Source organism: Methylocystis sp. IM3 (genome assembly GCF_038070105.1).
GTDB lineage: Bacteria > Pseudomonadota > Alphaproteobacteria > Rhizobiales > Beijerinckiaceae > Methylocystis.
On the sequence record NZ_JBBPBZ010000002.1, the window covers coordinates 1318674 to 1344857 of the forward strand.

General features: G+C 65.7%; 24 protein-coding genes. 13 read left to right on the top strand and 11 right to left on the bottom strand.

What is annotated here, in order from left to right:
- Nucleotides 1–37: 37 nt before the first annotated feature.
- The 3 genes from WOC76_RS08215 to WOC76_RS08225 form a co-directional block, all read right to left on the bottom strand.
- Complete coding sequence (locus WOC76_RS08215) at nt 38–1804, bottom strand: c-type cytochrome (RefSeq protein ID WP_341107690.1); 1767 nt, start codon at nt 1802–1804, stop codon at nt 38–40.
- 79 nt (nt 1805–1883) lie between these two features.
- Nucleotides 1884–2180, bottom strand: coding sequence for a hypothetical protein (locus WOC76_RS08220; RefSeq protein WP_341107689.1), 297 nt, complete (start codon nt 2178–2180; stop codon nt 1884–1886).
- Between the two features lie 72 nt (nt 2181–2252).
- The gene (locus tag WOC76_RS08225; protein ID WP_341107687.1) at nt 2253–3359 is read right to left on the bottom strand and encodes an AI-2E family transporter; all 1107 of its coding nucleotides are present in this window, start codon (nt 3357–3359) and stop codon (nt 2253–2255) included.
- An 83-nt stretch (nt 3360–3442) separates the two neighbouring features.
- Between WOC76_RS08225 and dinB the strand changes: the two genes are divergently transcribed.
- Together dinB and WOC76_RS08235 are read left to right on the top strand one after the other, a co-directional pair.
- Nucleotides 3443–4552: a DNA polymerase IV gene (dinB, locus tag WOC76_RS08230; protein WP_341107685.1), complete on the top strand. Its 1110-nt coding sequence runs from the start codon at nt 3443–3445 to the stop codon at nt 4550–4552.
- A gap of 51 nt (nt 4553–4603) precedes the next feature.
- The gene (locus tag WOC76_RS08235; protein ID WP_341107683.1) at nt 4604–5749 is read left to right on the top strand and encodes a GNAT family N-acetyltransferase; all 1146 of its coding nucleotides are present in this window, start codon (nt 4604–4606) and stop codon (nt 5747–5749) included.
- On the opposite strand, the gene fae is transcribed toward WOC76_RS08235, so the two are convergent.
- The 5 genes from fae to WOC76_RS08260 all read right to left on the bottom strand — a co-directional run bounded on the left by fae (nt 5719) and on the right by WOC76_RS08260 (nt 11596).
- Complete coding sequence (gene fae, locus WOC76_RS08240; RefSeq protein ID WP_341107681.1) at nt 5719–6258, bottom strand: formaldehyde-activating enzyme; 540 nt, start codon at nt 6256–6258, stop codon at nt 5719–5721. The genes WOC76_RS08235 and fae overlap by 31 nt on opposite strands.
- 78 nt (nt 6259–6336) lie before the next feature.
- Nucleotides 6337–7404: a quinone-dependent dihydroorotate dehydrogenase gene (locus WOC76_RS08245; protein WP_341107679.1), complete on the bottom strand. Its 1068-nt coding sequence runs from the start codon at nt 7402–7404 to the stop codon at nt 6337–6339.
- Nucleotides 7401–7739 (bottom strand): DUF952 domain-containing protein, encoded by a 339-nt coding sequence (locus tag WOC76_RS08250; RefSeq protein WP_341107677.1) that lies wholly within the window; start codon nt 7737–7739, stop codon nt 7401–7403. The genes WOC76_RS08245 and WOC76_RS08250 overlap by 4 nt, the downstream gene beginning before the upstream one ends.
- 126 nt (nt 7740–7865) lie before the next feature.
- Nucleotides 7866–10073, bottom strand: a complete 2208-nt coding sequence (mdoH, locus tag WOC76_RS08255) for a glucans biosynthesis glucosyltransferase MdoH (RefSeq protein WP_341431367.1) — start codon at nt 10071–10073, stop codon at nt 7866–7868.
- Nucleotides 10061–11596, bottom strand: coding sequence for a glucan biosynthesis protein (locus WOC76_RS08260; RefSeq protein ID WP_341107675.1), 1536 nt, complete (start codon nt 11594–11596; stop codon nt 10061–10063). Before WOC76_RS08260 ends, mdoH begins: the two co-directional genes overlap by 13 nt.
- 197 nt (nt 11597–11793) lie before the next feature.
- On the opposite strand from WOC76_RS08260, the gene glmU reads away from it, so the two are divergent.
- The 4 genes from glmU (at nt 11794) to WOC76_RS08280 (ending at nt 16771) form a co-directional block, all read left to right on the top strand.
- The gene (gene glmU / locus WOC76_RS08265) at nt 11794–13152 is read left to right on the top strand and encodes a bifunctional UDP-N-acetylglucosamine diphosphorylase/glucosamine-1-phosphate N-acetyltransferase GlmU (protein WP_341107674.1); all 1359 of its coding nucleotides are present in this window, start codon (nt 11794–11796) and stop codon (nt 13150–13152) included.
- A 112-nt stretch (nt 13153–13264) separates the two neighbouring features.
- Complete coding sequence (glmS, locus tag WOC76_RS08270) at nt 13265–15097, top strand: glutamine--fructose-6-phosphate transaminase (isomerizing) (protein WP_341107673.1); 1833 nt, start codon at nt 13265–13267, stop codon at nt 15095–15097.
- A 119-nt stretch (nt 15098–15216) separates the two neighbouring features.
- A complete protein-coding gene (locus WOC76_RS08275) occupies nt 15217–16041 on the top strand; it encodes an ABC transporter permease (RefSeq protein WP_341107671.1) in 825 nt (274 codons plus the stop codon).
- The gene (locus WOC76_RS08280; RefSeq protein ID WP_341107669.1) at nt 16031–16771 is read left to right on the top strand and encodes an ABC transporter ATP-binding protein; all 741 of its coding nucleotides are present in this window, start codon (nt 16031–16033) and stop codon (nt 16769–16771) included. Before WOC76_RS08275 ends, WOC76_RS08280 begins: the two co-directional genes overlap by 11 nt.
- Before the next feature lie 3 nt (nt 16772–16774).
- Here the strand turns inward: WOC76_RS08280 and WOC76_RS08285 are convergent, their stop codons facing one another.
- The 3 genes from WOC76_RS08285 to WOC76_RS08295 form a co-directional block, all read right to left on the bottom strand.
- Nucleotides 16775–17188, bottom strand: coding sequence for a hypothetical protein (locus tag WOC76_RS08285; protein WP_341107668.1), 414 nt, complete (start codon nt 17186–17188; stop codon nt 16775–16777).
- 138 nt (nt 17189–17326) lie between these two features.
- A complete protein-coding gene (locus WOC76_RS08290; protein WP_341431368.1) occupies nt 17327–18481 on the bottom strand; it encodes an LptF/LptG family permease in 1155 nt (384 codons plus the stop codon).
- Nucleotides 18482–18542: 61 nt separating this feature from the next.
- Entirely contained in the window at nt 18543–19436 is an 894-nt protein-coding gene (locus tag WOC76_RS08295) for a hypothetical protein (RefSeq protein WP_341107663.1), read from the bottom strand.
- A 50-nt stretch (nt 19437–19486) separates the two neighbouring features.
- Here WOC76_RS08295 and WOC76_RS08300 point away from each other — a divergent pair, with 50 nt between their 5' ends.
- From WOC76_RS08300 to WOC76_RS08330, 7 genes are all read left to right on the top strand, one after another.
- The gene (locus WOC76_RS08300; protein ID WP_341107662.1) at nt 19487–20746 is read left to right on the top strand and encodes a glycosyltransferase; all 1260 of its coding nucleotides are present in this window, start codon (nt 19487–19489) and stop codon (nt 20744–20746) included.
- On the top strand, nt 20743–21975 hold the full coding sequence (locus WOC76_RS08305) for a glycosyltransferase (protein WP_341107660.1): 1233 nt from the start codon (nt 20743–20745) through the stop codon (nt 21973–21975). Before WOC76_RS08300 ends, WOC76_RS08305 begins: the two co-directional genes overlap by 4 nt.
- A 183-nt stretch (nt 21976–22158) precedes the next feature.
- Entirely contained in the window at nt 22159–22953 is a 795-nt protein-coding gene (locus WOC76_RS08310; RefSeq protein ID WP_341107658.1) for an outer membrane protein, read from the top strand.
- A gap of 106 nt (nt 22954–23059) precedes the next feature.
- Nucleotides 23060–24145, top strand: a complete 1086-nt coding sequence (gene hrcA, locus WOC76_RS08315; RefSeq protein ID WP_341107656.1) for a heat-inducible transcriptional repressor HrcA — start codon at nt 23060–23062, stop codon at nt 24143–24145.
- A 162-nt stretch (nt 24146–24307) separates the two neighbouring features.
- Nucleotides 24308–24751 (top strand): hypothetical protein, encoded by a 444-nt coding sequence (locus tag WOC76_RS08320; protein ID WP_341107655.1) that lies wholly within the window; start codon nt 24308–24310, stop codon nt 24749–24751.
- A 350-nt stretch (nt 24752–25101) separates the two neighbouring features.
- Nucleotides 25102–25626, top strand: a complete 525-nt coding sequence (locus tag WOC76_RS08325) for an ABC transporter permease (protein ID WP_341107654.1) — start codon at nt 25102–25104, stop codon at nt 25624–25626.
- A 71-nt stretch (nt 25627–25697) separates the two neighbouring features.
- Complete coding sequence (locus WOC76_RS08330; protein ID WP_341107652.1) at nt 25698–26183, top strand: hypothetical protein; 486 nt, start codon at nt 25698–25700, stop codon at nt 26181–26183.
- The last annotated feature ends 1 nt before the right edge of the window (nt 26184 follow it).

Genomic DNA, 26184 nt, shown 5'->3' on the forward strand with positions numbered 1-26184 from the left:
CTGGCGAAGCATTGAAGCAAAATAATGGCAGGCCGCGTCATCGCCCCGGTCGCCGGCTGATCGACCACACATAGGCCGCCACCGCCGAGACATCGGCGTCGCTCAAATCCGCGCCTCCCCTGGGCGGCATCGGGCTTCGGAAGTCTTTCGGCTGGCTCACGCCCTTTGCGATGACGCTGCGGATCGACGCGAGGCTGCCATCCGCCCACAGCCATTTGTCGCGCGTGAGATCGGGCCCAAGCGGGGACCCCTTGCCATTGGCGCCGTGGCAGCCCGAGCAATTGCCGCCGGCCTCCTGGCCATTGAAGATGCGCTCGCCCCGCGCCACCTCGGCGTCGCTCGCGCCTTGCGGCGTCGGGAGCTTGCGGCCTTCTTCCACGCCTGCCTGCGGATTCGTTCCCTCCGGCGGCCCCGCGTCCGCTCCGGCGCTTTGCGCGTAAGCCGCAGGCGCCGACTCGACGCCCGTCGTCGCGACATCGCCATGGAATGTGATCCGCCAAATGCGCCCGCCCACGTCGTCGGAGACATAGAGCGCGCCGTCTGGGCCGACGGCTAGGCCGGAAGGCCGGTGCGCGGCGCCGCCGGGATCCTTGCTCTTGCCGGCGAAGCCGTCTGCGAAGACGACATAATCGCCCTTGGGCTTGCCGCCGGCCATCGGCTGGAACACGACATTGTAGCCGCCTTGCGGGAAGGGCGCGCGGTTCCACGAACCGTGAAAGGCGACGAAGAAGCCGCCGTCATAGGCGGCCGGGAACTGCCGGCCGCGATAAAGAGCGAGATCGTTGGGCGCCCAATGGGCTGGGAAAGCGGCGATCGGACCCCGTTTTTCGGCGCAGACTCCGACGGCGCCGCCGCCGTCGCCCCCATACTCCGGCGCAAGAACGAGCTTGTGCTGCACCCCGTCATAATAACATTCCGGCCAGCCGTAATCGGCGCCGTCCTTCAGCTCGACGACTTCCTCGGCGGGCAGGTCGCGGCCCTGTTCGGGCGTGTAGAGCTTCGGCCAGTTCTCCGACAACTGGTCGCGGCCGTGCTGTGTGACGTAGATGTGGTCGCCATCGATGGCGATGCCTTCGCCATTTCGGTTGCCCGTCGCGTAGCGTTCGCGGGCCGAGAATTTCTGGTCGGTTTTGCGCGCGTCGTAGCGCCAGATTCCGGCGCGCGTCTCGAGTTCGCGGCAGGGAACGAGGCCAGGCGATTCGGGTATCCGGTTCTGCGCCTGACAGGCGTTGGTCGCGGAGCCGGAGTCGAGATAGAGATTGCCCCGTTCGTCGATGGCGAAGGGATGCATCGGATGGTCGCCCGTCAGCGGCAGACCGGAGATGACGGTTTGCGGTTTTTCGGAAGGAACGATGTCGCCCGGCGAAAGGGCGTAACGCAGGATCCTGTCGCCTTCTTCGGCATAGAGCGCGCCGTCGAACAACGCGACGCCCGTGCCGCCGGAGCCGCCGGCGGCAGGGGTCTCGCCGAAGCGTTTCACGATCTCGGCGCGGCCGTCGCCGTCGGCGTCCCGCAAGGCGACGAGGAAGCCGCCGGCGGGCGGGCGGGAGCGACCATAGTATCTGCCGCTCCAGGTGTTGACATAGACGACGCCGTTCGGCGCGACCGCCATGTGCCGCGCGTGGCCCATGTTATCGGCGAAGATCGTTGCGCAAAAGCCGCGCGGGAGCTTGACGCCAGTATCGCCGCCGGGACAGGCCGCCGGTCCGGCCCCTTGCGCCAGGGTGGGCGTTCGCATCGACGAAGCCAGCGCGAGCGACGCGAGTGAGACGGCGCACAAGGCGCCCAGTGAGACTTGCCGCATCGCTTGCGCCTCCCTTGTCGCGCAGCCTACTCGTTCGGACGCCAAACTGCGCCTCGGAAGCAGAACCGCGCCCTCTCTGTCAGTTTTCGATCCGTTCGAGGTGCTCCCGCACGGCGATCACGACAGACCCGAATTCCGTCAGGAATTCCGGCTCGCCCCACAGGCAGCGTTCGGTGGCCATAAGATAGCGCAGTTTTTCGATGAACTCGGCGTCGCTCCCGCAGGGGCGCATGGCGACGTCATAGCGTGCGAGATCTTCTTCGCGGCTGGCGCTCAGGAAGGCGTCGTCGTCTTCGTGCGTCGCCTCGAACTTCTCGAACGCCGCACGATGCGCCTTGATGACCTTGGAAAGGCCGGACGAGAGAGATGGGATCATCGGCGCGCTCCTTTCGCTCCCCCTGTCCAATTATGGGGCGGCCGTCGCCCCTCGCCGCTGTCTCGGGCCGGTTCAGCCGCCTATTTTGTCGTGCACCCCGCCCGCGACGGGCGGCGTGGCGGCGAGGTCGCGCCACAGCGACACCAGCGCCGCCATGATCGCCGGTCCGACGAAAAGGCCTAAAAGCTGAAAGGTTTCGACGCCTCCCAGGATGCCGAGCAGCACCCAGATGAAAGGCAATTGCGTCTGGCTCCCGATCAAAGCCGGACGGATGAAATGGTCCGCCACAAAGACGACGACTACGCCCGTGACGATTATGATCAGCGCCGCCGTCGCGCCGACGCTCACGGCCGCCACAATCGCCGCCACGCCAATGGCGACCGCCGCCGCAAAGGGGATCATGGCGGCGATGACGGTCAGTATGCCGAGCAGGATCGGGTGCGGGGTGCGCGTGAGAATATAGCTGACGGTCATGACGAGGCCTTCGCCCAGCGCGACGAGGACGAGGCCGTTGAGCGTGCCGCGCACCGAGGCGATAACTTGCGTGGCGAGGGTTTCGCCGCGGGCGCCAAACAGCTTGCGGGAGGCCGCTCGCGACTGCGCAATGAAGGTTTCGCCGTAGAGGAGGAGAAAGAACAGCGCCAGCAGCGAGACGATGAAGAGCATCGTGCGGCGAATGGCGTTGGCGCCGACCACGGCGCCGAGCTCCCGCGCCGAGGCTGTGTTGAGCTGATGCAAGAGCTCTTTCGCCCAGCCGGCGTGGGAGAGGTGGCCGGCCCACCATTGGGTGAGCCAGGGGCCGGCATAGGGCAGGCGCGCAACCTCCTGCGGAACCGGAAGCCCTGCATCTCCCGCCGCCCGCGCATAATCGATGAGCTGGCGCAGCTCCACAAGCGCGTCTACCGCAAGCGTTACAATCGGGGCGATCACGATCGCCCCAACGAGCGCGGTCAACAGCAAGGCCGTCATTTCGGCGGAGACATGCGCGCGGCCCCTCAATCGCTGATGCAGCGGCCAGAGCGCCGTCCCGAAGATGAGCGCCCAGACGAGGGCGTGCAGATAGTCGGAGAGGACATAAACGCCTGCGCCGAGCAGCAGGGCGCACACAATCGCCGAGGCGACGATCTGCCGCCACGACATGACTTCATCCTGGCTCGCCGGGGCTGTAGTAATTTCCATCGAGACGCTTCCTTGCATGGGCCGGCCACGAGCTCTGACGCTCGGTCGGCCCTTCATTGAGTTCCGGCGAGGGGGACTCGCACATGGAGGATAAAAAAACACATTGCTCGGCCGGCCCCTCCGCGCCGCGTAAAATCATTCATATCGACATGGACGCCTTCTACGCCTCCGTCGAGCAGCGTGACGACCCGCAGTTGCGCGGCAAGCCTGTCGCGGTCGGGGGCGCGCGGGAGCGGGGCGTTGTGGCGGCGGCGAGTTACGAGGCGCGCCGGTTTGGCGTGCGGTCTGCGATGCCGTCGGTGACGGCGCGGCGAAAATGCCCCGACCTCATCTTCGTGAGGCCGCGATTTGACGTTTACCGCCAGATTTCTCTCCAAATTCGCGAGATTTTCGCGCAGTTCACGCCCGTCATCGAGCCGCTCGCGCTCGACGAGGCCTATCTCGACGTCACCGAAAACCTCAAGGGCATAGCCTCGGCGACCCGGATCGCCGAAGAAATCCGAGTCAAAATCCGTGAAGAGACAGGCCTCACGGCATCCGCCGGCGTCTCCTACAACAAATTCCTCGCCAAGATCGCCTCGGATTACCGCAAGCCTGACGGGCTTTTCGTCATCACGCCGCAGTTGGGGCCGGCTTTCGTAGAAACGCTGGAGGTCGGCCGCTTCCATGGCGTCGGCCCCGCGACGCGGGAGAAGATGAACCGGCTCGGCATCGAGACGGGCGCCGACCTCAAGGCGCAGCCGCTCGAATTTCTGGAGCGGCATTTCGGCAAGGCGGGCGCTTATTATTTTTCGATTGCGCGTGGCGTCGACGCTCGGCCTGTGCGCGCCAACCGGATTCGCAAGTCGATCGGCGCGGAAAACACGTTTTCGCAGGATATTCTCGACCTCGCCGCGGCGCGGGCGGCGCTTGCGCCGATCGCCGAAAAGGTCTGGCGCGCCTGCGAGAAGGATCGGATCCGCGGCCGCGCCGTCACCCTCAAGGTGAAATATGCCGATTTCCGTGTGGTCACCCGCTCGCGAACCGGCGCGGCGCCGATCGGCGGGCAGGCGGAGTTCCTGGAAATCGCGCTGATGCTGCTCACCCCGCTTTTTCCCAGCGCGAAGGGCGTGCGTCTGCTCGGGCTCAGCCTGTCGGCGCTCGAAGGCGCAGCCGATGCGCCCAGACAGCTTAGGCTTGACTTAACTTCCTGATGACATCTTCCGGGTCCAGTTGCCGCTCAGACTTGGAATCCGCGCCGAACAATGACGGACCAGCCCAGCCCTTCGCCCATCCGAGTCGCCGAGATTGCGGGAGACGCGGCCTTTGCCGCTCTTGCGACGACCTGGCGCGACCTGTTCGACGCCACGCCCGACGCGACGCCCTTTGACAGTTACGAATGGCTGTCGGCTTGGCGTCGCCGCCGCGGACGTGGGGAGCCTCTCGCTCTCGTCGCCTATGAGGACGACATCCCCATCGCCGCCATGCCGCTTATGCGGGTTTCCTGGCCGTTCAATATGCTGAGATGGATGGGCGCTCCCGATTCCGACTATCACGACATGGTCGGCGGCCGCCGGCGGGAAGAATGCGCAGCCGCGTTTCTCGCGCATCTCGACGACAGGCCCGGTTGGCGCCTTTGCGACCTGAGGGGGTTGCGCCCGGAGGCGTTGTCGCGGCTATCGGCTCCGCTGGGCCCGGTCTCGACGGAGCTTCAGCCTTGCGCAGCGTTGAGCTTGCCGGCTTCCCGCGAGGACTTCGAACGCGCCATGGCCCGAAAGCTGCGTTGGTCGCTCAAGCGGGGGGCCACGCTGCTGAAGGATGAGTGTGGCGACGTCTCCTTCTCCACCGTGGCGCGGCCCGAGGATCTGCCCGCCGCGATGGATGATCTTTTCCGCCTCCATACGGCGCGGCTGAACAAGAAGGGCGACCGTGGCGCCTTCGCACAGTCAAGTTCTCGCCTGTTTCACCAGGAAATCGCCGGAAAATTCCTGGAGCGCGGATGGCTTCGGCTCCATCGGGCGATGGCGGGCGGCTCCTGCATCGCGGCCCTGTACTGCTTTCATTTGCGAGGGACGACCTATTACTACCTCGGCGGATTCGATCCGGCTTTTTCGCGCTTCAGCCCCGGCGCTCTCGTCATAAACCATGCCATCCTGACGGCGATCGACGAGGGCGCGCGTGAATTCGACTTCATGCGCGGGGCCGAGGATTACAAATCGAGGTGGAAAGCGGAAAGCCGTGTCAGCGGGCGTATCGTGTTCGGACCACGCGGCCGGGTTTCTCGGGTCATTCTCGTAGCCCGCCGTATGGGGCAGACGCTGCGGGGCCTATGGCGGCCGGAAAGCGGCGGCGGCGCGAAGAACGCCGCCGCGCCGCCGTCTTACTCGTCGAACACGCCTTCCAGCGCGTAGTGAGAGATGGTCTTGCGGTTGGCGATGAGCTCATCGACCGTGGGCTCGCCCTTGAGCGCGCGGGAGATCGCGAGCTTCGTCGCCTCGTAATTCGTGCGGTAGAGATCCCTTCTGTCGAGGTTCTCGTCCGTGGCGCAGCGCGGGTCGAGCCAGATCATGATGATCATGCAGAGCTCATTCGCCCGATCCTTCGGAATGAGTCCTTCCGCGACGCAATCGACGATGGCGTCGGCGGTCGCCGCCTGCACCACGCCGCCGAGCAGCTCGACAAAGGCTTCGGACTTCACCGTCATCTTGGTGGTCATCATCGTCGCCGGGCGGACCTGCTGGTTGAGGTCGCGGATGACGAACATGCGCGGATGGCCCGCGACCTGTCCGGTCATGGAGGCGAAGGCGTGCCCGACCGGCCCCTTCACATTGCCGATCAGAACTTCCGGCATCGCGTCCGTATATTGCCCGTCCGCCGCGAGAACCGTCGCTTCGCCCGTCGCCAGCCAAATATCGCTCATGGTGCGTCCTCTTGTGTTTGGGATGCGCGCGCATAGCATTGCGGGCCGCCGCAGGAAAGCCGGCCGCCCGAGCGCGGCTCAGGGCCGTTCCGCCGCGATCTCCCGCGACTTGCGGCCGACGAGGGCCGATAGGGCGGTTCTTTCTCTCTCGATCGTGGCGAGAAGGCCCGATTTGATCCGCGAAACAAGCGCCGGCCCCTCATAAACGAGGGCCGAATAGAGCTGCACGAGGCTCGCGCCCGCCTCGATCTTGGCGAGCGCCGTCTCCGCGCTCTCGACGCCGCCGGCGCCGATGAGCGGGAACTGCCTCTCGACGCGCAAAGCGGTCTGCGCGAGCATGTATGTGGAGAGCGCAAAGAGCGGCGCGCCGGAGAGTCCGCCGCCCTCCCGCGCCGCCGGCGCGCGGAGGCTCGCCGGGCGGGAAATGGTGGTGTTGGAGACGATCATTCCGTCGATCCGCCGCTCCCGCGCCACGCGCACGACGCCGTCGAGCTGGGGCAGGGAAAGATCGGGTGCAATCTTCAGCAGCACTGGCCGCCGGACCGCGGCGGCGTCGCGCGCCTCGATGACGCGCGCGAGAAGGTCGGAGAGCGCCTCGGGCTCCTGCAAATCGCGCAGGCCCGGCGTGTTGGGCGAACTCACATTGATCGTGAAATAGCTCGCCGCCTCCGTAAAGGTCCGGACGCCCGCGACATAATCGGCGACGCGGTCGTCCGCGTCCTTGTTGGCGCCCACGTTGACGCCGAGAATTCCGTCGGGCCTCGCCAGCGACAGGCGCGCCAGCGCCGGCGCATGGCCCTCATTGTTGAAGCCGTAGCGGTTGATGACGCCGCGATCCTGAACGAGACGGAAAGCCCTCGGCCGGGGATTTCCCGGCTGCGCGCGCGGCGTCAGCGTGCCCACCTCGACGAAGCCGAAGCCCAAACCCAGCATAGGGCCGGCGACCTCGGCATTCTTGTCGAAGCCCGCCGCCAAGCCGACGGGGTTGGGGAAGTCGAGCCCGAAGGCGGAGACGGCGAGGCGCGGATCGTCCGTCGGGGGCCGGCGCGTCGGAAGGAGCTTCAAGGCGGCGATCGTCGCGCGATGCGCGTCCTCAGCGTCGAGAAGTCGCAGCAGGGGCGAAGCGAGGCTGAACGCGTCGATCATAACAGGCCCGTGAAATCGTGGCGCCCGCTTCTGAGCGGCAGCGGCGCGACGCGCGTCACGGCGGAAAGGGAGAGAGGCGCGTAAAGATGCGGGAACAACGCCCCGCCGCGCGAGACCTCCCATTTCAGCGCGTCGCCGAGCCTCTCGGCAGCCACCGCGACGAGCAGCAGATCGGCCTGTCCGGCGAAATGCTTCGCGGCCGTCTCTTCCGACTGTTCGGCGGTGGAAAAATGGATGTAGCCGTCAGCGAGGTCGATGGCCGCGCCAGTGAAGACGCCGCTCGCTTCCGCCGCGCGCCATTCGGGGGTGGAGACAATTTTGTAGATGAGCGTCACTGCGGCTTTGTCCCCTCCGTGGCCCTTACCCGCTGATGCGGGAGTGGGGCGTTCGCGTCTGCTCCGCAGAAGGATGCTTTGCCTCGGCTTCCCCGCCCGCGTCGAGTAGGGAGAGCCAGAAGGGCGTTACTCCGCCGCCTTGGCGCTGGCCGCCTGTTTTTCGGCCTTGCTCGGCAGGCGCGCGATCATGGCGATCATGGCGCGGTCGGAGAGGGCCACCAGACGCTCGCCGCGATTGAGCCAGGCGACGGCGTCCTCGATGGTTTCGGCGTCGGCGATCTTGGCCTCGGCGACGGCGCGGTCCGCCGTGACGGCCCCGCGCTGGCGCGGCTTGCGCGTCGGCAGCCAGGCTTCGTGCAGCGCGCGCAGTTCGGGATCTTCGTGGATGGCGAGAACGCCGTTGGTTTCATCGTCCTCGACGCGCGCCAGCGCCTTGGAAAGGGCCTTGCCGCGCTTGGCGATGGGCGGCGTCGTGGTCTCTTCGGGGGTGACGAGCACGCCGGCGCGGCGGAAGACGAGGCCAAGCCAGCGCTGGCTGGTGAGCCAGGAAATCGGAATGGCGAGTATGAGGCCCGCGATCGTCGGCGACATCCAGGCGACGAGCGAGGGCGAGATCATCAGGCCCGCGACGAGGCTCAGCGCGCCGAGCGCCACATGCGAGCGGTGGCGGCGCACGATGTCGATGAAGGGCACGGAGCCGTCGTCGCGCCGCTGCGGGTCCCAGCCCGTGTCGAAGCCGAAGACGATATGCACGACATGGCCGGTCTGGATCAGCATCATGATTGGCGCAAGCAGCGCCGAGAGTACGATTTCGAAGAGGGTCGAGATCAGCAGCATGATGACGCCGCCCGAGCCCCGGCGCGTCTCGGGCTCGTAGATCGCGACGAGCAGGCCGAAGAATTTGGGCGCGAGCAGAATGCCCATGGTGAGGGCGAAGAGCTCGAGAGAACGTTCGGCGTCGAAGCGCGGGAAGGTCGGGAAGAGCGCGAATTCGCTCGTGAAATACTCCGGCTTGAAATAGCTCGCCTGGAAGACGATCACGATGCCGACGAGGAGCTGAAGCAGCCACAGCGGCGAGGTGAGATAGCCGAAGATGCCGGTGAGAAAGTGCTGGCGCGAGGCCCAGCTCAGGCCGCGCGCGAAGAGGACGCGCGAATGCTGGAGATTGCCCTGGCACCAGCGCCGGTCGCGGATCGAGAGGTCGATGAGCGAGGGCGGGCTTTCCTCATAGGAGCCGCCGAGCGTCGGCATCATGTAAACCGCATAGCCCGCGCGGCGGATCAGCGCCGCCTCGACGAAGTCGTGCGAGAGAATATGGCCGCCAAACGGCGGCCGGCCGCGCAGGTCCGGGAGGCCGCAGTGGCGGGCGAAGGCCTCTGTGCGGATGATGGCGTTGTGGCCCCAGTAATTGCCGTCGCGACCCATCCAGCAGGAGAGGCCCACGGCGATCACCGGCCCATAGATGCGCGCTGCGAACTGCTGCACGCGGGCGAAGAGCGTGTTGCGGTTGATGATGAGCGGCAGCGTCTGGATGATGCCGGAATCGGGGTCCGCCTCCATCGCCGCGGCGAGGCGGACGATGGTTGGCCCGGTCATCAGGCTGTCGGCGTCGAGCACCACCATTTGCGCATAGGCGCCCCCCCAGCGCGAGACGAAGTCTTCGATATTGCCGGCCTTTCGGCCGACGTTCTTCTCGCGCCGGCGGTAGAAAATGCGCGCCTTGGGCCCGAGACGACGGCGAATGCCGATGAAGGCCCGCTCTTCCGCGATCCATACGTCGGGATTCGTCGTGTCGGAGAGGAAAAACCAGTCGAAATGGTCGCCGAGGCCCGTCGCCTGCACGTCCTCGTAAATCGTCTGAAGCGCCGCGAAGACGCGGCTCGGCGCCTCATTGTAGATTGGCATGACGACGGCGGTTTTTTGCGAAAGCGTCGCCGGAAGGCCGGGCGCGGGCCGTCTGGACAGAAGCGCCCCGAAGCCGACGACGGCGCTCGCGAAGCTGAGCGCAATCCAGGAGAAGTTGAGAACGAAGAGCGTCAGCAGCGCCCATTTCAGGGTCGTGACGCCGCCCACGTCGATGACCTTGTACATCTGCCAGCCGCCGTAGACGGTGAGCGCAAGGCCGCCGCCGAACGTCACGAGGCGCGCGAGCCAGGGCGTCTCCCACAACTGAGGAGCAAGCCTCTTGCGAACCTGCCGGCTGTCGAACTTGAAGAGATTTTGCGCCGGCATCGAGAGACGCTGCTCGACCGGCGTCGGCGGGGCGGCCACGGGATCGACATAGCTTTGCGCCGGCGGAACGGCGTCGACGGGCGCGAGTGTCAGGGAGTCCATCTGTAAAGCCAGGTTTCGCTGATTGGCTCCTCATCCGCGCGCAGGACGAGTCGCATTTCGCAGTAATTTTCGCCGGCCGCGTCGAGGTCGAACACAACGCGGCACGTCTTTCCCTGCGGATTGAGGAACGTGCGGACGTTGGTGGCCGATCCGGGAGATGTGGTCAAGGCGGCCGAAAGTCGCGCGGTTTTCTGTGGATCTGCGAGAACATCGCCCGAAAAAACGACAATAAAGCGGCGCCGCTTCAGGCCGGGGACATGGCCGGCGCGGGCGTCGATGGCCACCGCCATGGGCGGCCGGCTCGGCGGCTCCCAGCACCAGAACTGACGATAGGCGAAAGTCGCCGCGCCGCCCCCGACGAGGGGCGTCTTCGGGCGCCAATAGGCGACGATGTTTTCATTGTTCTCGGACTCAGAGGGGATTTCCACGAGCTGCATTGCGCCGTCGCTCCAGTCGCCGAGCGGCTCGATCCAGAGCGAGGGACGCCGCTCCCAGTGCTGGTCGTCGTCCTGATAGTCCGCGATGTCGCGTTTCCTCTGAAGCGCGCCGAATCCTTTGGGATTATGATCCACGAAGGATGAGAACTGCAGCTCCTCGCGATTGGAGACCGGCCGCCACAGCCATTCGCCCGCGCCGGTGAGCATCTGGATGCCATTGATCGCCGCCGCCATGGGGCGCAGATCGTCGTTGCGCCGGCGCGAGTCGAGCGGCGTGTGGAGCGAGGCCGCCGCAAAGCCCGCGAGGCCGTAATGATCGACCGTCGTGCGGGAAAAGAGCGTCAGCTCCGTGTCGATCAGCGTCGCCTCTCCCGGACGGACAGTAAAACGATAAATTCCGGCTACGCTGGGCGAATCGAGTAGCGCATGGATGACGAGCGCGTTTTCTCCGAGCGTCGGCTTCTCGATCCAGAACATGCGGAAGGCCGGGAATTCCTCGCCGCGCGGGTCGGCGGTGCGAATCGAGAGGCCGCGCGCGGTGACCCCGAGGTTTTGCCCCGCCGCCACGGCGCGGTAGAAACTCGCGCCCTGGAAGATCGCCAGCTCCGCTTCGCCGCCGCCGGGCTCGGCGCGCAGCACGCGAAAGCCGGAATAGCCGAGATCGGGCAGCTTTTCGGGGACCTTCAGCCCGCCGTAGTCGAACCGGTTCTGGTCATACGCGATCCGAGTCGCCGCGCCGTTCTCCACGACGAAGAGGTCGACCGCCGTGGTGAAAATATTGCCGCGGTGCAGCGGCTCGATGGAGAAGCCTTTGTTTTCGCCGGTCCATAGAGCAGAGCCGGGCCGCGTCTTGATCCCGACGAGCTGCTCATAGGAGAGGCTGGCGAAAGGCTCGCGCAGGTCGCTCGGCGGCGGCGCATAGGGCTTCGATGCGAGCGCGCGGGCCAGATCCAGGATTGCTTCGCGCGAAAAGGGCGCGGACGGCGCGGACGGCGTCTCCTTCCCTTGCGCCTGCGCGACAGAAGGCGCGAGGCCCGAGGCGAGGGCGCCGAGGGCCGCTTTCAATAGATCTCTTCGTTCAAACATTGAGCAACCGGGAGCGGGGTAGATAGCGCGGCTTTGACGCGTCTTTCCTCTATAAAAGAAATTCGGGGAACCGAAAGAGCATTGTTCCCCCTGCGGCCTCGCGGCGGCGGCGCTTGCCCTTTCCGGTTCGAATCTGCAACAAACAGGCGGCCAGCCGCGCGCTTTCGCCGCGCCTCGTTAAAAACCAAAGGCCTAAAATGCCGAGCTCCCGCAAAGCGCTCGCCGTCGTCCTCGCCGCGGGCGAAGGCACGCGCATGAAATCCGACCGGCCGAAAGTGTTGCACCAGGTGGCGGGGCGCTCCATGCTCGCCCATGTGCTCGCCGCCGTCGCCGAGGCCGGCGTCGAATCGGTCGCCGTCGTCGTCGGCCCGGGCCGGGACGACGTCCGGGACGAAGCCTTGCGGCTCGCCCCCGGGGCGCGGGTCTATGTGCAGACCGAGCGGCTCGGCACCGCCCATGCCGTTCTTGCGGCGCGGGAGGCCATCGCGGAAGGGTTCGACGACCTTGTCGTGCTCTTCGCCGACACGCCGCTCGTCACCGGCGCGACTATCCTCGCCCTGCGCGGCGCCCTTGCCGAAGGCGCGGGCGTCGCGGCGTTGGGCTTCATGGCGGCGGATCCGTTCGGCTATGGCCGGCTGATCCAGGACGAGTCGGGCGACCTGCTCGCGATCCGCGAGGAGAAGGACGCAACCGAGGCCGAGCGCGCCATTCGCCTGAGCAACGCCGGCCTCATGGCGCTCGACGGCAGGAGCGCGCTGGGCTGGCTGGGCCGGATCGGCGCCGCCAACGCGAAGGGCGAGTATTATCTCACCGACGTCATCGAGATCGCGCGGGAAGCCGGCCGTCCGGCGCGGGTCGTCCTCGCCGAGGAGACGGAAGTGCTCGGCGTCAACGATCGTATTCAGCTCGCTCAGGCCGAGGCCGTCGCACAGACCCGCCTGCGCCGCGCCGCCATGGCCGCGGGCGTCACCATGATCGCGCCCGAGACCGTCTTTCTGAGCTTCGATACGACGCTCGGCCGCGACGTGCTGATCGAGCCGCATGTGGTCATCGGGCCGGGCGTCTCGATCGCCGACGGGACGGTGATCCATTCGTTCTCCCATCTCGAAGGGGCGCGTGTCGGCGCGGGCGCGACGATCGGCCCCTATGCGCGGCTCAGGCCCGGCGCGGCGCTTTCCGAACGGGCGAAGGTCGGCAATTTCGTGGAAATCAAGAACGCCAATGTCGCGGCCGGGGCCAAGGTCAACCATCTGACCTATATCGGCGACGCCGACGTCGGCGCCAACGCGAACATCGGCGCCGGAACGATCACCTGCAATTACGACGGCTTCTTCAAATACCGGACCGAAATTGGCGAGAACGCCTTCATCGGTTCGAACTCGGCGCTGGTCGCGCCGGTAAAGATCGGGGCGGGGGCCTATGTCGGCTCGGGCTCGGTCGTGACCAAGGACGTGGCCGCCGACGCGCTCGCCGTCGCGCGCGGGCGGCAGATGGAGAAAATCGGCTGGGCCGCGTCGTTCCGCGCCGCGCAGGCCGCCAGGAAAGCAAAAAAATAGCCGCGCTGCTGCATTTTAGCCGCAAGGGCGCGGCTTGTTGCTTTTCGATCACGCTGGCCTGCGCCCCCCGCCGCATTGGCCGAGTTTTTGCCAGGTTCTTTTGGAGGCTGCCATGTGCGGAATTGTCGGGATACTGGGAAAGGGGCCGGTCGCGGGGCAGCTCGTCGAGGCGCTCAAGCGGCTCGAATATCGCGGCTATGATTCCGCGGGCGTCGCCACGCTCGAGCGCGGCGGCGCGCTCACGCGCCTCAGGGCGAGCGGCAAGCTCAAGAACCTCGAAGAAAAGCTCGCGGCCACGCCGCTTCAGGGCGCCGTCGGCATTGGCCATACCCGCTGGGCGACGCATGGCAAGCCGACCGAGGACAACGCCCATCCCCACGCCGCCGACCGCGTCGCGGTCGTTCACAACGGCATCATCGAAAACTTTCGGGAGCTGCGCCAGGAGTTGATGGGGCGGGGCCATAAGTTTTCCTCCGAGACCGATTCCGAGGTGGTCGCCCATCTTGTCGCCGAGCGCCTGGCGGCGGGCGACGCGCCCGAGGCAGCGGTCGCGGCGGCGCTCAAGCGCCTCAAGGGCGCCTTCGCCCTGGCCTTTCTCTTCGACGACCGGCCCGATCTGCTGATCGGCGCACGGCGCGGCTCGCCGCTCGCCGTGGGCTGGAGCGAGGAGGGCGCCTATCTCGGATCGGACGCTCTGGCGCTTGCCCCCTTCGCCACCTCCATCGCCTATCTCGAAGAGGGCGACTGGGTGGCGCTGCGCCGCGACGGGACGCAGTTTTTCGACGCCGCCGACAGGCCCGTCGAACGTCGCCGCCTGCCGCTGACGCCGGGCTCTTTCCTTGTCGACAAGGGCAATTACCGCCACTTCATGGCCAAGGAAATCCACGAGCAGCCCGAGGTCGTGGGCCGGACGCTCGCTCATTACCTCGACCTCGCCGAGGGCGTCGTGCGCCTGCCCTTCGATCTGGATTTCGACGCCAAATCTCTTTCGCGGGTGACGATTTCAGCCTGCGGCACCGCTTTTTACGCCGGCCTTGTGGCCCGCTACTGGCTGGAGCGTTTCGCCTGCCTCTCGGTCGAGATCGACATTGCTTCCGAGTTTCGCTACCGCGACCCGCCGCTTCCCGAGAAGGGCCTGATGATCGTCGTCTCGCAATCGGGCGAGACCGCGGATACGCTGGCAGCGCTGCGCTACGCCCGGGAGCATGGGCAGCACATTCTTTCCGTCGTGAATGTCGAGACCTCGACCATCGCCCGCGAGAGCGACACGGTGGCCAAGACTCTCGCCGGGCCGGAGATCGGGGTCGCCTCGACCAAGGCGTTCACCTGTCAGCTCGCCGTCTTCGCCTGCCTCGCGCTGGCGCTGGGCCGGGCGCGCGGCGTTCTGACCAGGGAGGAGGAGCGTGCGCTCGTCGCCGAACTCGTCGCCGCGCCGGGCCAGATGGCCGATGCGCTGAACCGGGAGGCGCAAATCGAGCCCGTCGCCCGCGACGTGGCGCGCGCTTCGAGCGTGCTTTATCTCGGGCGCGGCCCGTCCTACCCGCTGGCGCTCGAGGGCGCGCTCAAGCTCAAGGAGCTGTCCTATATCCACGCCGAGGGCTATGCGGCGGGCGAATTGAAACACGGCCCCATCGCGCTCATCGATTACGCCATGCCGGTGATCGTCCTGGCGCCGCCGGATTCGAGCCTCGAAAAGACGGTTTCGAACCTCCAGGAAGTCGCCGCCCGTGGCGGGCATCTCATCCTGATCGGTTCGCCGCGCGCCCGCGAGGCGGCGGCGGCGGAGCTCGCTGGCTATGTCGAAATGCCCGAAGCCGTCGCCGGACCCTTCGCGCCGCTCGTTTACGCCGTGCCGGCGCAGCTTCTGGCCTACCACGTCGCGACCTTCATGGGCAAAGATGTGGATCAGCCGCGAAATCTCGCGAAAAGCGTTACGGTGGAGTAGGGCGGGGACGCGTCGCAGCCCCGCCAGCGCCCCGCCATTGACAGCCGGCCGCCCGAACTGGTCTATGCGAGGCCAGCGCGGCCCGCGCCGCCACGCCAAAGCCAGAGGACAACGACACGTTGCTCGCATCCATCCCGCCCGCCTATGCCGCCCCTTTCGAGCGGGCCTGGCGCCATCGGGAGCTGATCCGCGCCGTCGTGCGGCGCGAATTCATCTCGCGCTTTCGCGGCTCGCTGCTCGGCCCGGCCTGGGCTGTGCTCTCGCCGCTCATCATGCTGCTGACCTATACGGTGCTGTTTTCCATCACCGTGCCCCAGCTGTCCGCCGGCATGAGCGTGACGGAATATGCAAGCGGCATCTTCATCGGGCTCATTGTCTTCAACCTGTTCAGCGAGCTCGCCTATCGCGCGCCGATCCTGCTCCATGAGCATGTGAATTTCGTCAAGCGGTCGATCTTTCCCAGTGAAACCATCGCCTGGACCGCGACCATTCGCGCCTTCACCTATGCAGGCGTGGCCTTCGGCGTCTATATCGGTTTCCGGCTGGTCGCCGCCGGGACGCTGCCGCTGACCATCCTGCTGACGCCGCTGCTCGTCGTCCCGTTTGCGCTGTTCATTCTGGGCGTCGTCTGGTTCCTCATGGCGCTCGGCGCCTTCACGCGCGACGTGGCCCACATCATGGCCTCGATCGTGCCCGTGCTCATGTTCGCAACGCCGATCTTCTATCGGCTGGAGCAGATCGAGCAGATGTCCCCCTCGACGGCCTACTGGCTGCGCCTCAATATTGTCGGAGATTACATCGAGATGATGCGGGCCGTCGCGCTCGACGGCCGAGTGCCGAACCTTCTCGGCTACCTCATCGTCGTCGCCGCGTCTTATGCGGTCTTTCTCGGCGGCTACAAGTTCTTCATGCGTTACAAGTCGGTCATCGTCGATGTCATCTGAGCCCTCCATCCGCTGCACGGGCATCGGAAAAGCCTTTCAGCTTTATGCGCATCAGAACGACCAGCTGAAGCAGGTCCTCTTCGGACTGTGGAAGAAATTCTACAGAGAGAAGTGGGTCCTCCACGATGTGAACTTCACCGTAGCCAAGGGCGAGCGGGTCGGCATCGTCGGGCGCAACGGCGCGGGCAAGACCACCCTGTTGCAGATTCTGTGCGGCATCACCATGCCCACGAAAGGCGAGTTCGAGGTCAAGGGTCGCATCGCGCCTATTCTCGCGCTCGGCTCCGGCTTCGACGGTCTGCTGACAGGGCGGGAGAACGCCCGCATTGGCGCCGCGATTCTCGGCCTGTCGCGCAAGGAAGTCGACGCGCGGATCGAGGCCATCGCCGCCTTCGCCGATATCGGGACGTTCTTTGAGCAGCCGATGCGCACCTATTCCATGGGCATGATCGCACGCGTCGCCTTCGCCATCTGCGCCCATGCCGACGCCGACGTGCTCATCGTCGATGAGGCGCTGTCGGTCGGCGATGAAATCTTCCAGCGGAAATGCGAGAAATTCATCGAGAGCTTCAGCAGGACGGGGACCATCCTCATGGTCTCCCACGATCTCAGCTTTCTCGAGAATCTGTGCGACCGCGTGCTTTGGCTGGAAGACGGCGTCGTGCGCGAGATCGGAGAGCCGGCGCGGATCATTGCGGATTACCGCGCCGCCATGCTCGAGACGGCCTGAGTCTCAATCCTTTGGCAGGGCGAACTCCAGCACGGCGACGCCGCGCCTGTTCGCTTCTACGAGGAGAGCTTGCGTGCTTTCGCCGCCGCCGAAGGCGATCACGAGTTCTGGCGCGGCCTCGTCCAGCATTCGCGTGTTTCGCTGCATGACGCTTTCCCGGCTGCTCTTCTTGCGCTCGAAAAGCTGCACGGCGACCTTGTTCGCCGCCCCCCATTGCGCTCCCAGGCGCTCCGCGCCGCCTTCGTTCCCCGCGATGATGAGGGTGAAGTTTTTCGCTTGATGGAGTTCGTCCATCTTCTTCGAGACGAACATGCGCTCGGCTGAGGCTTTCCTCAGTTCGAGGCCTGCCTGCGAACCGGCGACCCGCGGGTCGGTGCGCCCGACATTTCGACCGCCGCAAATCAAAGCTTTAGTCATGGAATGAAACCAGATCCTATCGGAAAAAATAGTGCCAGTTCATAGCTACCACTCAATTGCAAACAAACGTCGACATGGTTGCGTCAATTTTCAGATCAGATGATGGTCGAGCGGGGGCCAATCTTCGCGGGGGAGCGATCATGCCAGGGGCGCGGCGTAGCCGGGGGGCGCGGCCCCTGTCGTGAGCCTCGGTCTGGGGCTGTAGCTCAATCGCGCGATGAGCCACAAGGAAACGCCGATTTCCAGAACCAGCAACGCCAGGAGCAGAATCGCGAACCAGGCGCTCACGCGCAGCAGCGATTCAAGCGCCACGAGATAGACGATATGCGCCGCCGGGACAGCGATGATGGGCAGGCTGCCCGATGCGCCGCGCCGGCCCGTGATATTGCCGAAGGCGAGCGTCAGCGCGATGGCCAGAAGCGTATGGGCGACGGCGAGCGACGGCACGCCGAAACGCTTGGCCGCTTCCGCCATCCACTCGCCATACTGGCGGTGATCGCCTTTGGCGGTCGCGCGATTGGCCAGGAAGTCTAGCGCGGAGAGTTCATAGACGCCGCGCCAGCCGCGCTCCGGAAGGGAGCCGCTGCCCTGCATCGGCAGCGCCATGGCGTATTCGTCGAATTTGGCGATCCGCACTTCGCTGCTGTTGACGGAGCGCGTCTGGATGCTGCCGTTCGAGAGCGCGATGATGACGCCAGCCTCGTTGCGGCGGAACTCCGCGCGGGCGGCGGTGATGGTTTCCTCCTGCATCTTTTCAAGTGAAATCTGCCGCAGATAGAGATTGGCGGCGATATCGGGGGTGATCCAGCGCTCGATGTAGAGGGTCTTGCCGCCCGAGGAGAAAGTGTAGAAATGCGCCGCGTCGAGCATGCGGTGGTTCAGCGAATTGCGCACGACGTTGAGCACGTCCTGCATGTTGCTCGAATAATGCGGCGCGATGAAGTTTGCGAGAAGATAGCCCAGAACCACGATGCCCGACGCAAGGCTCAGCGCCGGCCGGCAGATCGCCCAGGGCGACAGGCGCAAGGCGTAGAGCACGGCGATCATGCCCTCGCTCGCCATGCGCGAAAATTCGAGCGCGGAGGCGACGCCGATGGCCATGGGCAGGGTGACGAAAGCCACCGTCGGCGTCACGCCGACGAGGGCGGGCCAAACGAGCCCGCCGCGCACGGCGGCCGGGGGCAGTTGATAGAGGAGATAGGACAGGACGACAGGAACCGAGAGCGCGAGCTGCACGATGAGGACCGATAGGCCCACGCGCTTCAATAGATAGGAAAACAGCAGGCGGGGCATCGCCTTGGCTCGCTTCTCGGTCGTTATGGAATGGCGCTCGGGGGCGCGCCGTCCTGCCGCGTCATTTCTTGAAGCGCGCCCAGGCGGCTTTGGAATATTCCGTCCAGGCGGGGTCGAAGACGCCGCGCGAGGGCAGGGCGGTCGCGCCCGCCCAATGGGCGAAATAGATTTCCTTGCCCTCGTAATCGAGCGGCTTGCCGTCCTTGAAGGTCACGCCCGGCGCCTTGTAGAAGCTTTCATGCGAGGACCCCGGTACGACATTGGGCAGGAGCTCGATCGCGAGCCCCCGACGATGCGTGACGAAATTGACGAGCGGCTGGGCGAAGAGCTGCCCGCGCTTGCGTACGTCGTGGAAGATCGCCGAGTCTTCCTTCATCGTCTCGATGAAATCCGAGAGCTTCAGATATGCGTTCGAGGTGACCCAGAAACCGTCGTTGAAGAGCAGTACATTGTCGAGGAATGAATATTTGCTGCGCCGATCGTTGTAGACATATTCGAAGCTAGGCGAGGCGACGATGAATTCCGTCTTTTTGGCCTCGAGCTTGCCGAAGATCGGCGTGAAGTCGCGAAAGAGGATCACGTCCACGTCGACATAGGCGACTTCGTCGAGCGGCAGAGCGAGCGCCTGCAATTTGCGCAGTCTGCGGCGGTTGCTGTTGAAGATTCCCGGATAGAGTTCATGGGAGAGCTTGTCGATCTCCACGGGCTCCTCGGCGACATAGGTGGCGCCGTAGAGATCCGCGGCGCGGCGCGTCATCTCGACATTGTCGTCATAGGGAATGAGATAGAGCGGGAGCGACGAATTGGTGTCGCGATAGCTCTCCAGGAACGGCAAGAGCCAGTCGATGATCTTGTCGTTGCCGACAATGGCGACGCCATAGCGCTTTTGCGGGGCGGCGGCGCCGGCCTCGGCGTCGGGGGACCGCAGGGGTGGATTCGGGAGACGAAGGCTCATATAGGGGGGTGTACTTGTAAAATTCGGGCAAAAGCAAGGGGGGCGGTCGATTGGTCGAGATTTCCGAGGCGCCGCCGGGCGGGACGCCGCCCCTCGGCAGGCCCCTTTTGGGAAAAACCGTCGCCGTCGTGCACGCTGCCTGGCACAGTTGCGGCAGCTATCAGGTCAATGTCAGTCAGATCGCCGCCTATCGGGCGCTCGGGGCGCGCGTCCTGTCCATCGCCATGATGGACGACATCGCGGCGCCTCCGCTGAACGGCGCCCGCTGGCCGGCCTATGTCGAGGCGACGCGGGGGATCGGCGCAGATCGGCGCTTCTTTTCCGGCGCGCCGGTTTCCGCGCTCCTGGGCCGCCTTCTGATCGACGGCTGGTGGCGGCTCATCCATGGCGATCAGGCGAGCTGGCTCGTCGAACTCGCCAGGCGCGCGCCGCCGCCCGAAGGGATAGGCGAGGAAACGATCGACCTGATCCACGCCAACCATTATTTCACGCTCCCCTTCGTCGAGACGCTCAAGGGCGGCCGCCGCATACCGGTGCTGCTCGAGACCCAGGACATTCAGGCGCGCCAATATGCGCTGCGCAACAAGGGCGGCTTTTTCATTCCGCCTTATGCGACTTACGACGACATGCTAAAAATCGAGCTCGACTGGATGCGCCGTGCCGATCTCTGCGTGCATCTCAACGAGGAAGAGGATCGCGACTTCCGGCGCCTGCTGCCGGACGCCAGACACCGGCTGATCTATCCCGCCGTGCCGGAAGCGCCGAGGGCGCGCGGGCGCGACGTCATCATCGTCGCGAGCGACAATTACGCCAATTATCTCAGCCTGCGCTGGTTCCTCGAGGAGGTCGTCCCCCTGGCGGGCGGCGCGCGCGTCGGCGTTTACGGCAATATCGACGGCGGCGTGAAACGCCGGGATCCGGCGCTCTATGAAGCCCACCGCGCACTGTTCAGGGGCCGCGTCGAGGACATCGGCGCGATTTACGCCAATGCGGGCTGCGTCCTGCTACCGACGGTCGAGGGACACGGGCTTTCGATCAAGGCGGTCGAGGCGCTCTCCTGCGGGGCGCCGCTGGTGGCGACGCCGCTCGCCTTCCGCGGCATGAATATCGATCCGGCGGCGCTTTCCAATGTCGCGCTGGCCTCGGACGCCACGCAATTCGCCCGCTATTGGCGCGAGGCGCAGGCGCGCGCCGACCGCGGCGAAACGCCGCCGCTCGAAAGCGATACCCGCCGCCTTTACGAGCAGGCGTTCAGCCCGCAGGCCTATGCGCGCGCGCTCGCCGGGGCGCTGGACGCTGTCCCCGCATGAGCGGCTCGGCGCTCGCCGGCCGTCGCGTGGCGCTTCTCCACCCGGCCTGGCATTCCTGCGGCACCTATCGCGTCGTACTCGGGCAGATCGCGGCCTACCGCGCCCTCGGCGCACGGGTCTCGCCCGTCGCCGTGAGCATCGATCCGGGCTTCGCGCCGGAGCGCCGCTGGCTCTGGAAATCGTTTCTGGCGGCGACCCCGGAGCTTGGCGGCGATCCCCGCCATCTCGGCGGCGCGCCGCTCCATGTCCTCTTCGAGCCGGCCTTTTTTGCAAGAGTCGTCTGGCCCTATCTGCACGGCGATCAGGCGGCGATCCGATTGGGCCTCGCCGCGCGCGCGCGGCTTTCGCCGGGCGTGGAGGGCGAGGATTACGACCTCGTCCACTGCAATCACTTCTTTCTCATGCCCGTCGCGCGGCGCCTGGCGCGCGACCGCGCGCCCATCCTGCTCGACACGCACGACCTTCAGGCCCGACAGTTCGCGCTGATCAACGAGCGCATGCCCTGGCTTCGCCCGCGCGTGAGCTATGAAGACATGCTGGCGCAGGAGGTCGAGGCCATGCGCGGCGCCGATCTTCTGCTGCATCTCAATGCGCTGGAGGCGGAGGAATTTCGCGCCCTTCTGCCTCAGAAGCGCCACGCGCTGCTCTATCCGCCGACGCCGCCCGCGCCCACCGGACCGGGTGGGCCGGATATCGTGATCGTGTCCAGCAACAATACGGCGAATGTGGAGAGCCTCATCTGGTTTCTGCGCGAGGTCGTCCCAAGGGCGCCGGGCGTCAAAGTGAAGATCGCGGGCAGCGTGGCCGAAGGCGTCAGGGCGCGTGCAGGCGCGCTATATGCCGCCCATCGGGACTGGTTCCTCGGCCGCGTCGAGGACCCCGGCGCCATCTATGCCAGGGCCCGGCTGGCTCTGCTGCCGACGGTCGGCGGCACCGGCCTGTCGATCAAGACGGTCGAGGCGATGTCGAGCGGCCTGCCGCTGATTGCGACGCCCCAGGCGCTGCGCGGCATGGACGCAGAGGCCCTTTCGCTGCCGGGCGTCACAGTGGCCGAAAGCGCCGAAGCCTTCGCGGCCGCGCTCATCCAGGCCGCCGCCGCGCCGCACCCCAGCGATTCGACGCGCGCCTCGAGCGCGGCGAGAGCTTATTACGAGAGCCGCTTCTCGCTTGCCGCCTATCGGACGGGCCTCGAAACGTTGGCCGAGGCGACGCTTTCGGCTGCGTTCTGACATTTATCATTAAAAAACATAGGCTTGTGTTGGACTGTGACCCTGCGGCAACGCTGCCGCAAAATCGGCCAACCGCCGGCGCCCGCGGATTTCGCCATCAAAGTTCGGGTGTTAGTTTGGAGCATGACCTTTTTTGTCGCTGCGCCGAAAACCGGGCGGCCTTGCTGTTGGAGAGCTGATCAAATGACTTTCAAGGCTACGGTTCTTGGCGCGCTCGCGTCATTCGTCGCGCTCGGGGCGGCCGTCGCGGCCGATCTGCCGAGCTACAAGGCGCCGCCGCCTCCGCCCCCGCCGGCGGCCTTCGACTGGAGCGGCTATCACTTCGGCGTCAGCGGCGCTTGGGGCGGCGGCACGGCGGGCTATAATTCGAACATTACCGCGCTTGGTCCCTTCCCCGGCGCGCCCGGCCTCATCAGCTGGACCAACGCCTCCTCTTCCTATGGCACGACCGGCTATCTCGTCGGCTTCCAGAGCGGCGCCAGCTGGCAGCTCGCGAACAATGTCGTGCTCGGCTACGAGTCCGATTTCAACTACGCCGACGTGAATTCGACGAATGGCGGGACGTGGGGCGATTCCCTGCAGAGCAATCTGCGCTGGTTCGGAACCGAGCGGCTGCGCTTCGGCTATGCGTTCGGCCGTCTGATGCCCTACATCACCGGCGGTCTGGCCTATGGTCAGCTCCACACGACGGGCGTCTACAACTTCGCGGGCATCGCTTTCCCGACCTCGGTTGGCCATTGGCAGGCGGGCTGGACAGTCGGCGCGGGTCTGGAATACGCCGTCTTCGACAAAATCAGCGTGAAGGCCGAATATCTCTACTCGAGCCTCCAGGGGAACTACGGCTCGAGCTTCGGCGTGCCGACGGCTTATCGTACCTTCGTCGGCACGGGCTTCGACACGCATATCGCGCGCGTCGGCGTCAACTACCAGCTCAAGAGCCTCGGCGCTCTGATCGGGATGCCCCAGCTGGGCCTGTAATCGCCAACTCTTGCACGCAGAAAAAGCCCGGCCTGTCAGGCTGGGCTTTTTCTTTGGCTCTTCGCCCCGCCTCGACGGCGCACGCCGATGCGTTATTCTTCTGGTCATGATCCGACACGCGCCGCTCGTTCCGCCCGCCGCCAATCTCTCCCTGCTGACCGAACGCTCACGCGAGATCTTCCGACAGCTCGTCGACAGCTATCTCGCGACCGGCGAGCCCGTCGGCTCGCGGCAATTGTCGCGGCTGCTGCCGATGACGCTCTCGCCGGCCTCTGTCCGCAACGTCATGCAGGATCTCGAGGAGCTGGGCCTCGTCTATGCGCCGCATACGAGCGCCGGTCGGCTGCCGACCGAACTTGGCCTTCGCTTTTTCGTGGATTCCATGCTCCAGATCGGCGATCTCGCCGACGCCGAGCGCGTGCGCATCCAGGCCGGCGTCGAGGCCGCGTCCAAGGACCACGATTTCGAGGGCGTTCTCGCCGAGGCGACCAGTCTGCTTTCGGGGCTCACCCGAGTCGCGGGCATCGTCGTCGCCACCAAGGAGAATGTGCGGCTCAAGCAGATCGATTTCGTACGGCTGGAGCCGGAGCGCGCGCTGGCCATTCTCGTCGCCGACGACGGGTCGGTGGAAAACCGTGTTATTCCCGTCTCGCGCGATCTTCCGCCTTCCGCGCTGGTCGAGGCCGCCAATTATCTGAACGCCCGCATCACGGGCCGCACGCTGGCGGAGGCGCGCGAGGGAATAGAAGCCTCGCGTCTCGCCGCGCAGAGAGAACTCGATGAACTTACCGCCCGGCTCGTCGAGGCTGGGCTCGTGAGCTGGGCCGGCGTTTCGGGCGAGAGCCGCCAGCTGATCGTGCGTGGCCAGGCGCATCTTCTCGAGGATCTCACCGCCGCGGCCGATCTCGAGCGCGTTCGCCTCCTCTTCGCTGACCTCGAGACCAAGACAGGCGTCATCGACCTTCTGGAGCGCGCCGAGCAGGGCGAAGGCGTGCGTATCTTCATCGGTTCGGAGAACAAGCTCTTCTCTCTGTCGGGTTCGTCCCTGGTCGCGGCCCCGCTGCGCGACAGCGAGCGCCGCATCATTGGCGCGCTCGGCGTCATCGGGCCGACGCGGCTGAATTACGCGCGCATCATTCCCATGGTGGATTACACGGCCAAGATCGTGGCGCGCGTGGTCGGCGGCGCCTGACGCAGGCGCGACCGCCGTTGATCGGCAGGTGCGACGAAGTGTCCGATCTTGATGGATAGACCCGGAGAGCCCCGCGTCTATTTGGCAAATCTCAAACGTCTCGAAGGCAGGCGACGGCGTCGCCGCCGCCTCCTGTCGATGTGGGAGGAAGGAGACCAGATCATGCGGCAAATTACGAAAGCAGGGCTTGCGGCGTTCGCCGGGGGCGTCGCGCTGGCGTCGGCGCCGGCTGTTTCTCATGCGGGCGTGATGAGCATCGCCGACAAGGCGTCGGTCGGCGTCGACTCGCAGACGACCCAGGTCGATTGGCGGCCTTACGTCCATCGGCATCATCGGTGGCATCCCGGATGGCGCTGGGGCTACGGCCCAGGCGCCCGTCACTGGGGCTATGCGCCACGGTGGGGCTATTCACGTTGGGGCTATGCGCCGCGGTGGGGCTATTCACGTTGGGGCTATGCGCCGACGGTCTGGGGCAGCGCCGCGCCTTACTGCAACTATGGCGCCTGGGGCTACAGCCCAGCCGCGGGCGCCCTGGGCGTCGCCGCGGATGTCGCCGCTGCGCCGCTCTGGGCGGCGGGCGCGTTGACCTCGCCCGTCTGGTGGTGAGGATCAACGCAGAGCTCCGGCCCGCGCCAAGGCGCGGGCCGGACGCGGTCAAGCTCAGTTTTCGCTGAGCAACACGCGCAAGGGTTGAAGTTTACGCGGGCCACAGGCGCGATTCGAGGAGCAAACAGCAAAGCTCACGTTTTTTCTGCCTGGTTAACGTCAAATATTCACCAAGCCCGCAACTCTTCACAGCTAAATGCAACACGCTGAAAGAAAGAGATAACAGGCCGTGCACGCGAGGCTTTTAGCCAGAGCTTGGCCTATTTGCATGTTGAGATTTTGCCGCAATCTTCTTCAATATGGCTTTGAGAAACGCTAATCCTTCGGCTGGCGTCATTGCGGAGGCATAAATGGACTCGCTGGATCTCGATCAGGTCGTCGATGAAATCATCCCCAGAGGCGATCAAAACTCGAAAACCCTGCGTCCGGTCGATTTGGCTCTGCGCCAGTCCCTGAACGGCGTCGACGAAGCGGATGCGGCGCTTGCGCTCGTCTCCGAAGCGGCCGAGGCGATCCGCAAGCTGGAGGAGCAATCGGCTCAGGCCGTCGCCCGCGCGCACAACGCCGCCAATACGGTGATGGAGAAGCTGGAGCGCACGGTGGCTCGCGCCGAGCGCGCCGAGTCGGCGCTGCGCCAGGCCGAGGCGGAGATCAACGAACTCACCGCCAACGCCATGCAGGCGCACAAGGATCTCGAGATGCTGCAATCCCTGCTCGCCTCCAGGGAAGCAGATCTCGCCGCGACCGAGCAGCGCGCCGCCTCCGCCGAGAAGCGCGCGGACGAAGCCAATGCAGCGATCCAGCGCATCGTCACGGCCATTCGCACCCAGCTTCCGGTCGCCGCCGGCCTGGGCGACGAGCAAGGCGCCGATTGATCTCATGCCCTGCGCGCGGTCGATCGCCGCGCGCCAGTCCGGCGCAGGTCAGGCATGAATATCCAAGGCGCATGAATATCCACGCCCCTTTTCGCGACGACCGCGAGCACGAACGCACGTTTCACAAGATGCGCATTGCGGTGAGCGGCGGCGCGCTGTCGATCAGCGACAGCATCCTGCACGACATGGCGACGCTGGACTCGAAAAGCGCGGCCCTGCTGCAATTTATCTCCGTCGTGCTCGCCGCGTTGACCTTTTCGCTCGGCCTGGTCGACGGCGGCGCCCCTTATGCGCATGTCATCAGGGTCGCCATATTCGGCTTCATGGGCGTTTTCGGCTTTGCGGCATGGGTCGATCTGCGCTGCCTCAAGGTGCTTGGCCCCGCGCGCACGCTCGGCGTGAGCTCATCCGACGAGTTCGAGAATTTGATGCTGACGGAGATTTCCGAGCGGCGGGAAAGATATTTCCTCTCGCTGCGCATCACGGAATCCGCCTTCATTCTGCTCGCCGTCTTCACCGTTCTCTGGCTGCTCGTCGCGCGCGCACACTCGCTGTAGT

Excerpts from the sequence above, each read along its gene's own strand:
- WOC76_RS08215 (WP_341107690.1), bottom strand. The coding sequence starts at position 1,804 with ATGCGGCAAGTCTCACTGGGCGCCTTGTGCGCCGTCTCACTCGCGTCG.
- WOC76_RS08220 (WP_341107689.1), bottom strand. The coding sequence starts at position 2,180 with ATGATCCCATCTCTCTCGTCCGGCCTTTCCAAGGTCATCAAGGCGCAT.
- WOC76_RS08225 (WP_341107687.1), bottom strand. The coding sequence starts at position 3,359 with ATGGAAATTACTACAGCCCCGGCGAGCCAGGATGAAGTCATGTCGTGG.
- dinB (WP_341107685.1), top strand. The coding sequence starts at position 3,443 with ATGGAGGATAAAAAAACACATTGCTCGGCCGGCCCCTCCGCGCCGCGT.
- WOC76_RS08235 (WP_341107683.1), top strand. The coding sequence starts at position 4,604 with ATGACGGACCAGCCCAGCCCTTCGCCCATCCGAGTCGCCGAGATTGCG.
- fae (WP_341107681.1), bottom strand. The coding sequence starts at position 6,258 with ATGAGCGATATTTGGCTGGCGACGGGCGAAGCGACGGTTCTCGCGGCG.
- WOC76_RS08245 (WP_341107679.1), bottom strand. The coding sequence starts at position 7,404 with ATGATCGACGCGTTCAGCCTCGCTTCGCCCCTGCTGCGACTTCTCGAC.
- mdoH (WP_341431367.1), bottom strand. The coding sequence starts at position 10,073 with ATGGACTCCCTGACACTCGCGCCCGTCGACGCCGTTCCGCCGGCGCAA.
- WOC76_RS08260 (WP_341107675.1), bottom strand. The coding sequence starts at position 11,596 with ATGTTTGAACGAAGAGATCTATTGAAAGCGGCCCTCGGCGCCCTCGCC.
- glmU (WP_341107674.1), top strand. The coding sequence starts at position 11,794 with ATGCCGAGCTCCCGCAAAGCGCTCGCCGTCGTCCTCGCCGCGGGCGAA.
- glmS (WP_341107673.1), top strand. The coding sequence starts at position 13,265 with ATGTGCGGAATTGTCGGGATACTGGGAAAGGGGCCGGTCGCGGGGCAG.
- WOC76_RS08280 (WP_341107669.1), top strand. The coding sequence starts at position 16,031 with ATGTCATCTGAGCCCTCCATCCGCTGCACGGGCATCGGAAAAGCCTTT.
- WOC76_RS08285 (WP_341107668.1), bottom strand. The coding sequence starts at position 17,188 with ATGACTAAAGCTTTGATTTGCGGCGGTCGAAATGTCGGGCGCACCGAC.
- WOC76_RS08290 (WP_341431368.1), bottom strand. The coding sequence starts at position 18,481 with ATGCCCCGCCTGCTGTTTTCCTATCTATTGAAGCGCGTGGGCCTATCG.
- WOC76_RS08295 (WP_341107663.1), bottom strand. The coding sequence starts at position 19,436 with ATGAGCCTTCGTCTCCCGAATCCACCCCTGCGGTCCCCCGACGCCGAG.
- WOC76_RS08305 (WP_341107660.1), top strand. The coding sequence starts at position 20,743 with ATGAGCGGCTCGGCGCTCGCCGGCCGTCGCGTGGCGCTTCTCCACCCG.
- WOC76_RS08310 (WP_341107658.1), top strand. The coding sequence starts at position 22,159 with ATGACTTTCAAGGCTACGGTTCTTGGCGCGCTCGCGTCATTCGTCGCG.
- hrcA (WP_341107656.1), top strand. The coding sequence starts at position 23,060 with ATGATCCGACACGCGCCGCTCGTTCCGCCCGCCGCCAATCTCTCCCTG.
- WOC76_RS08320 (WP_341107655.1), top strand. The coding sequence starts at position 24,308 with ATGCGGCAAATTACGAAAGCAGGGCTTGCGGCGTTCGCCGGGGGCGTC.
- WOC76_RS08325 (WP_341107654.1), top strand. The coding sequence starts at position 25,102 with ATGGACTCGCTGGATCTCGATCAGGTCGTCGATGAAATCATCCCCAGA.
- WOC76_RS08330 (WP_341107652.1), top strand. The coding sequence starts at position 25,698 with ATGAATATCCACGCCCCTTTTCGCGACGACCGCGAGCACGAACGCACG.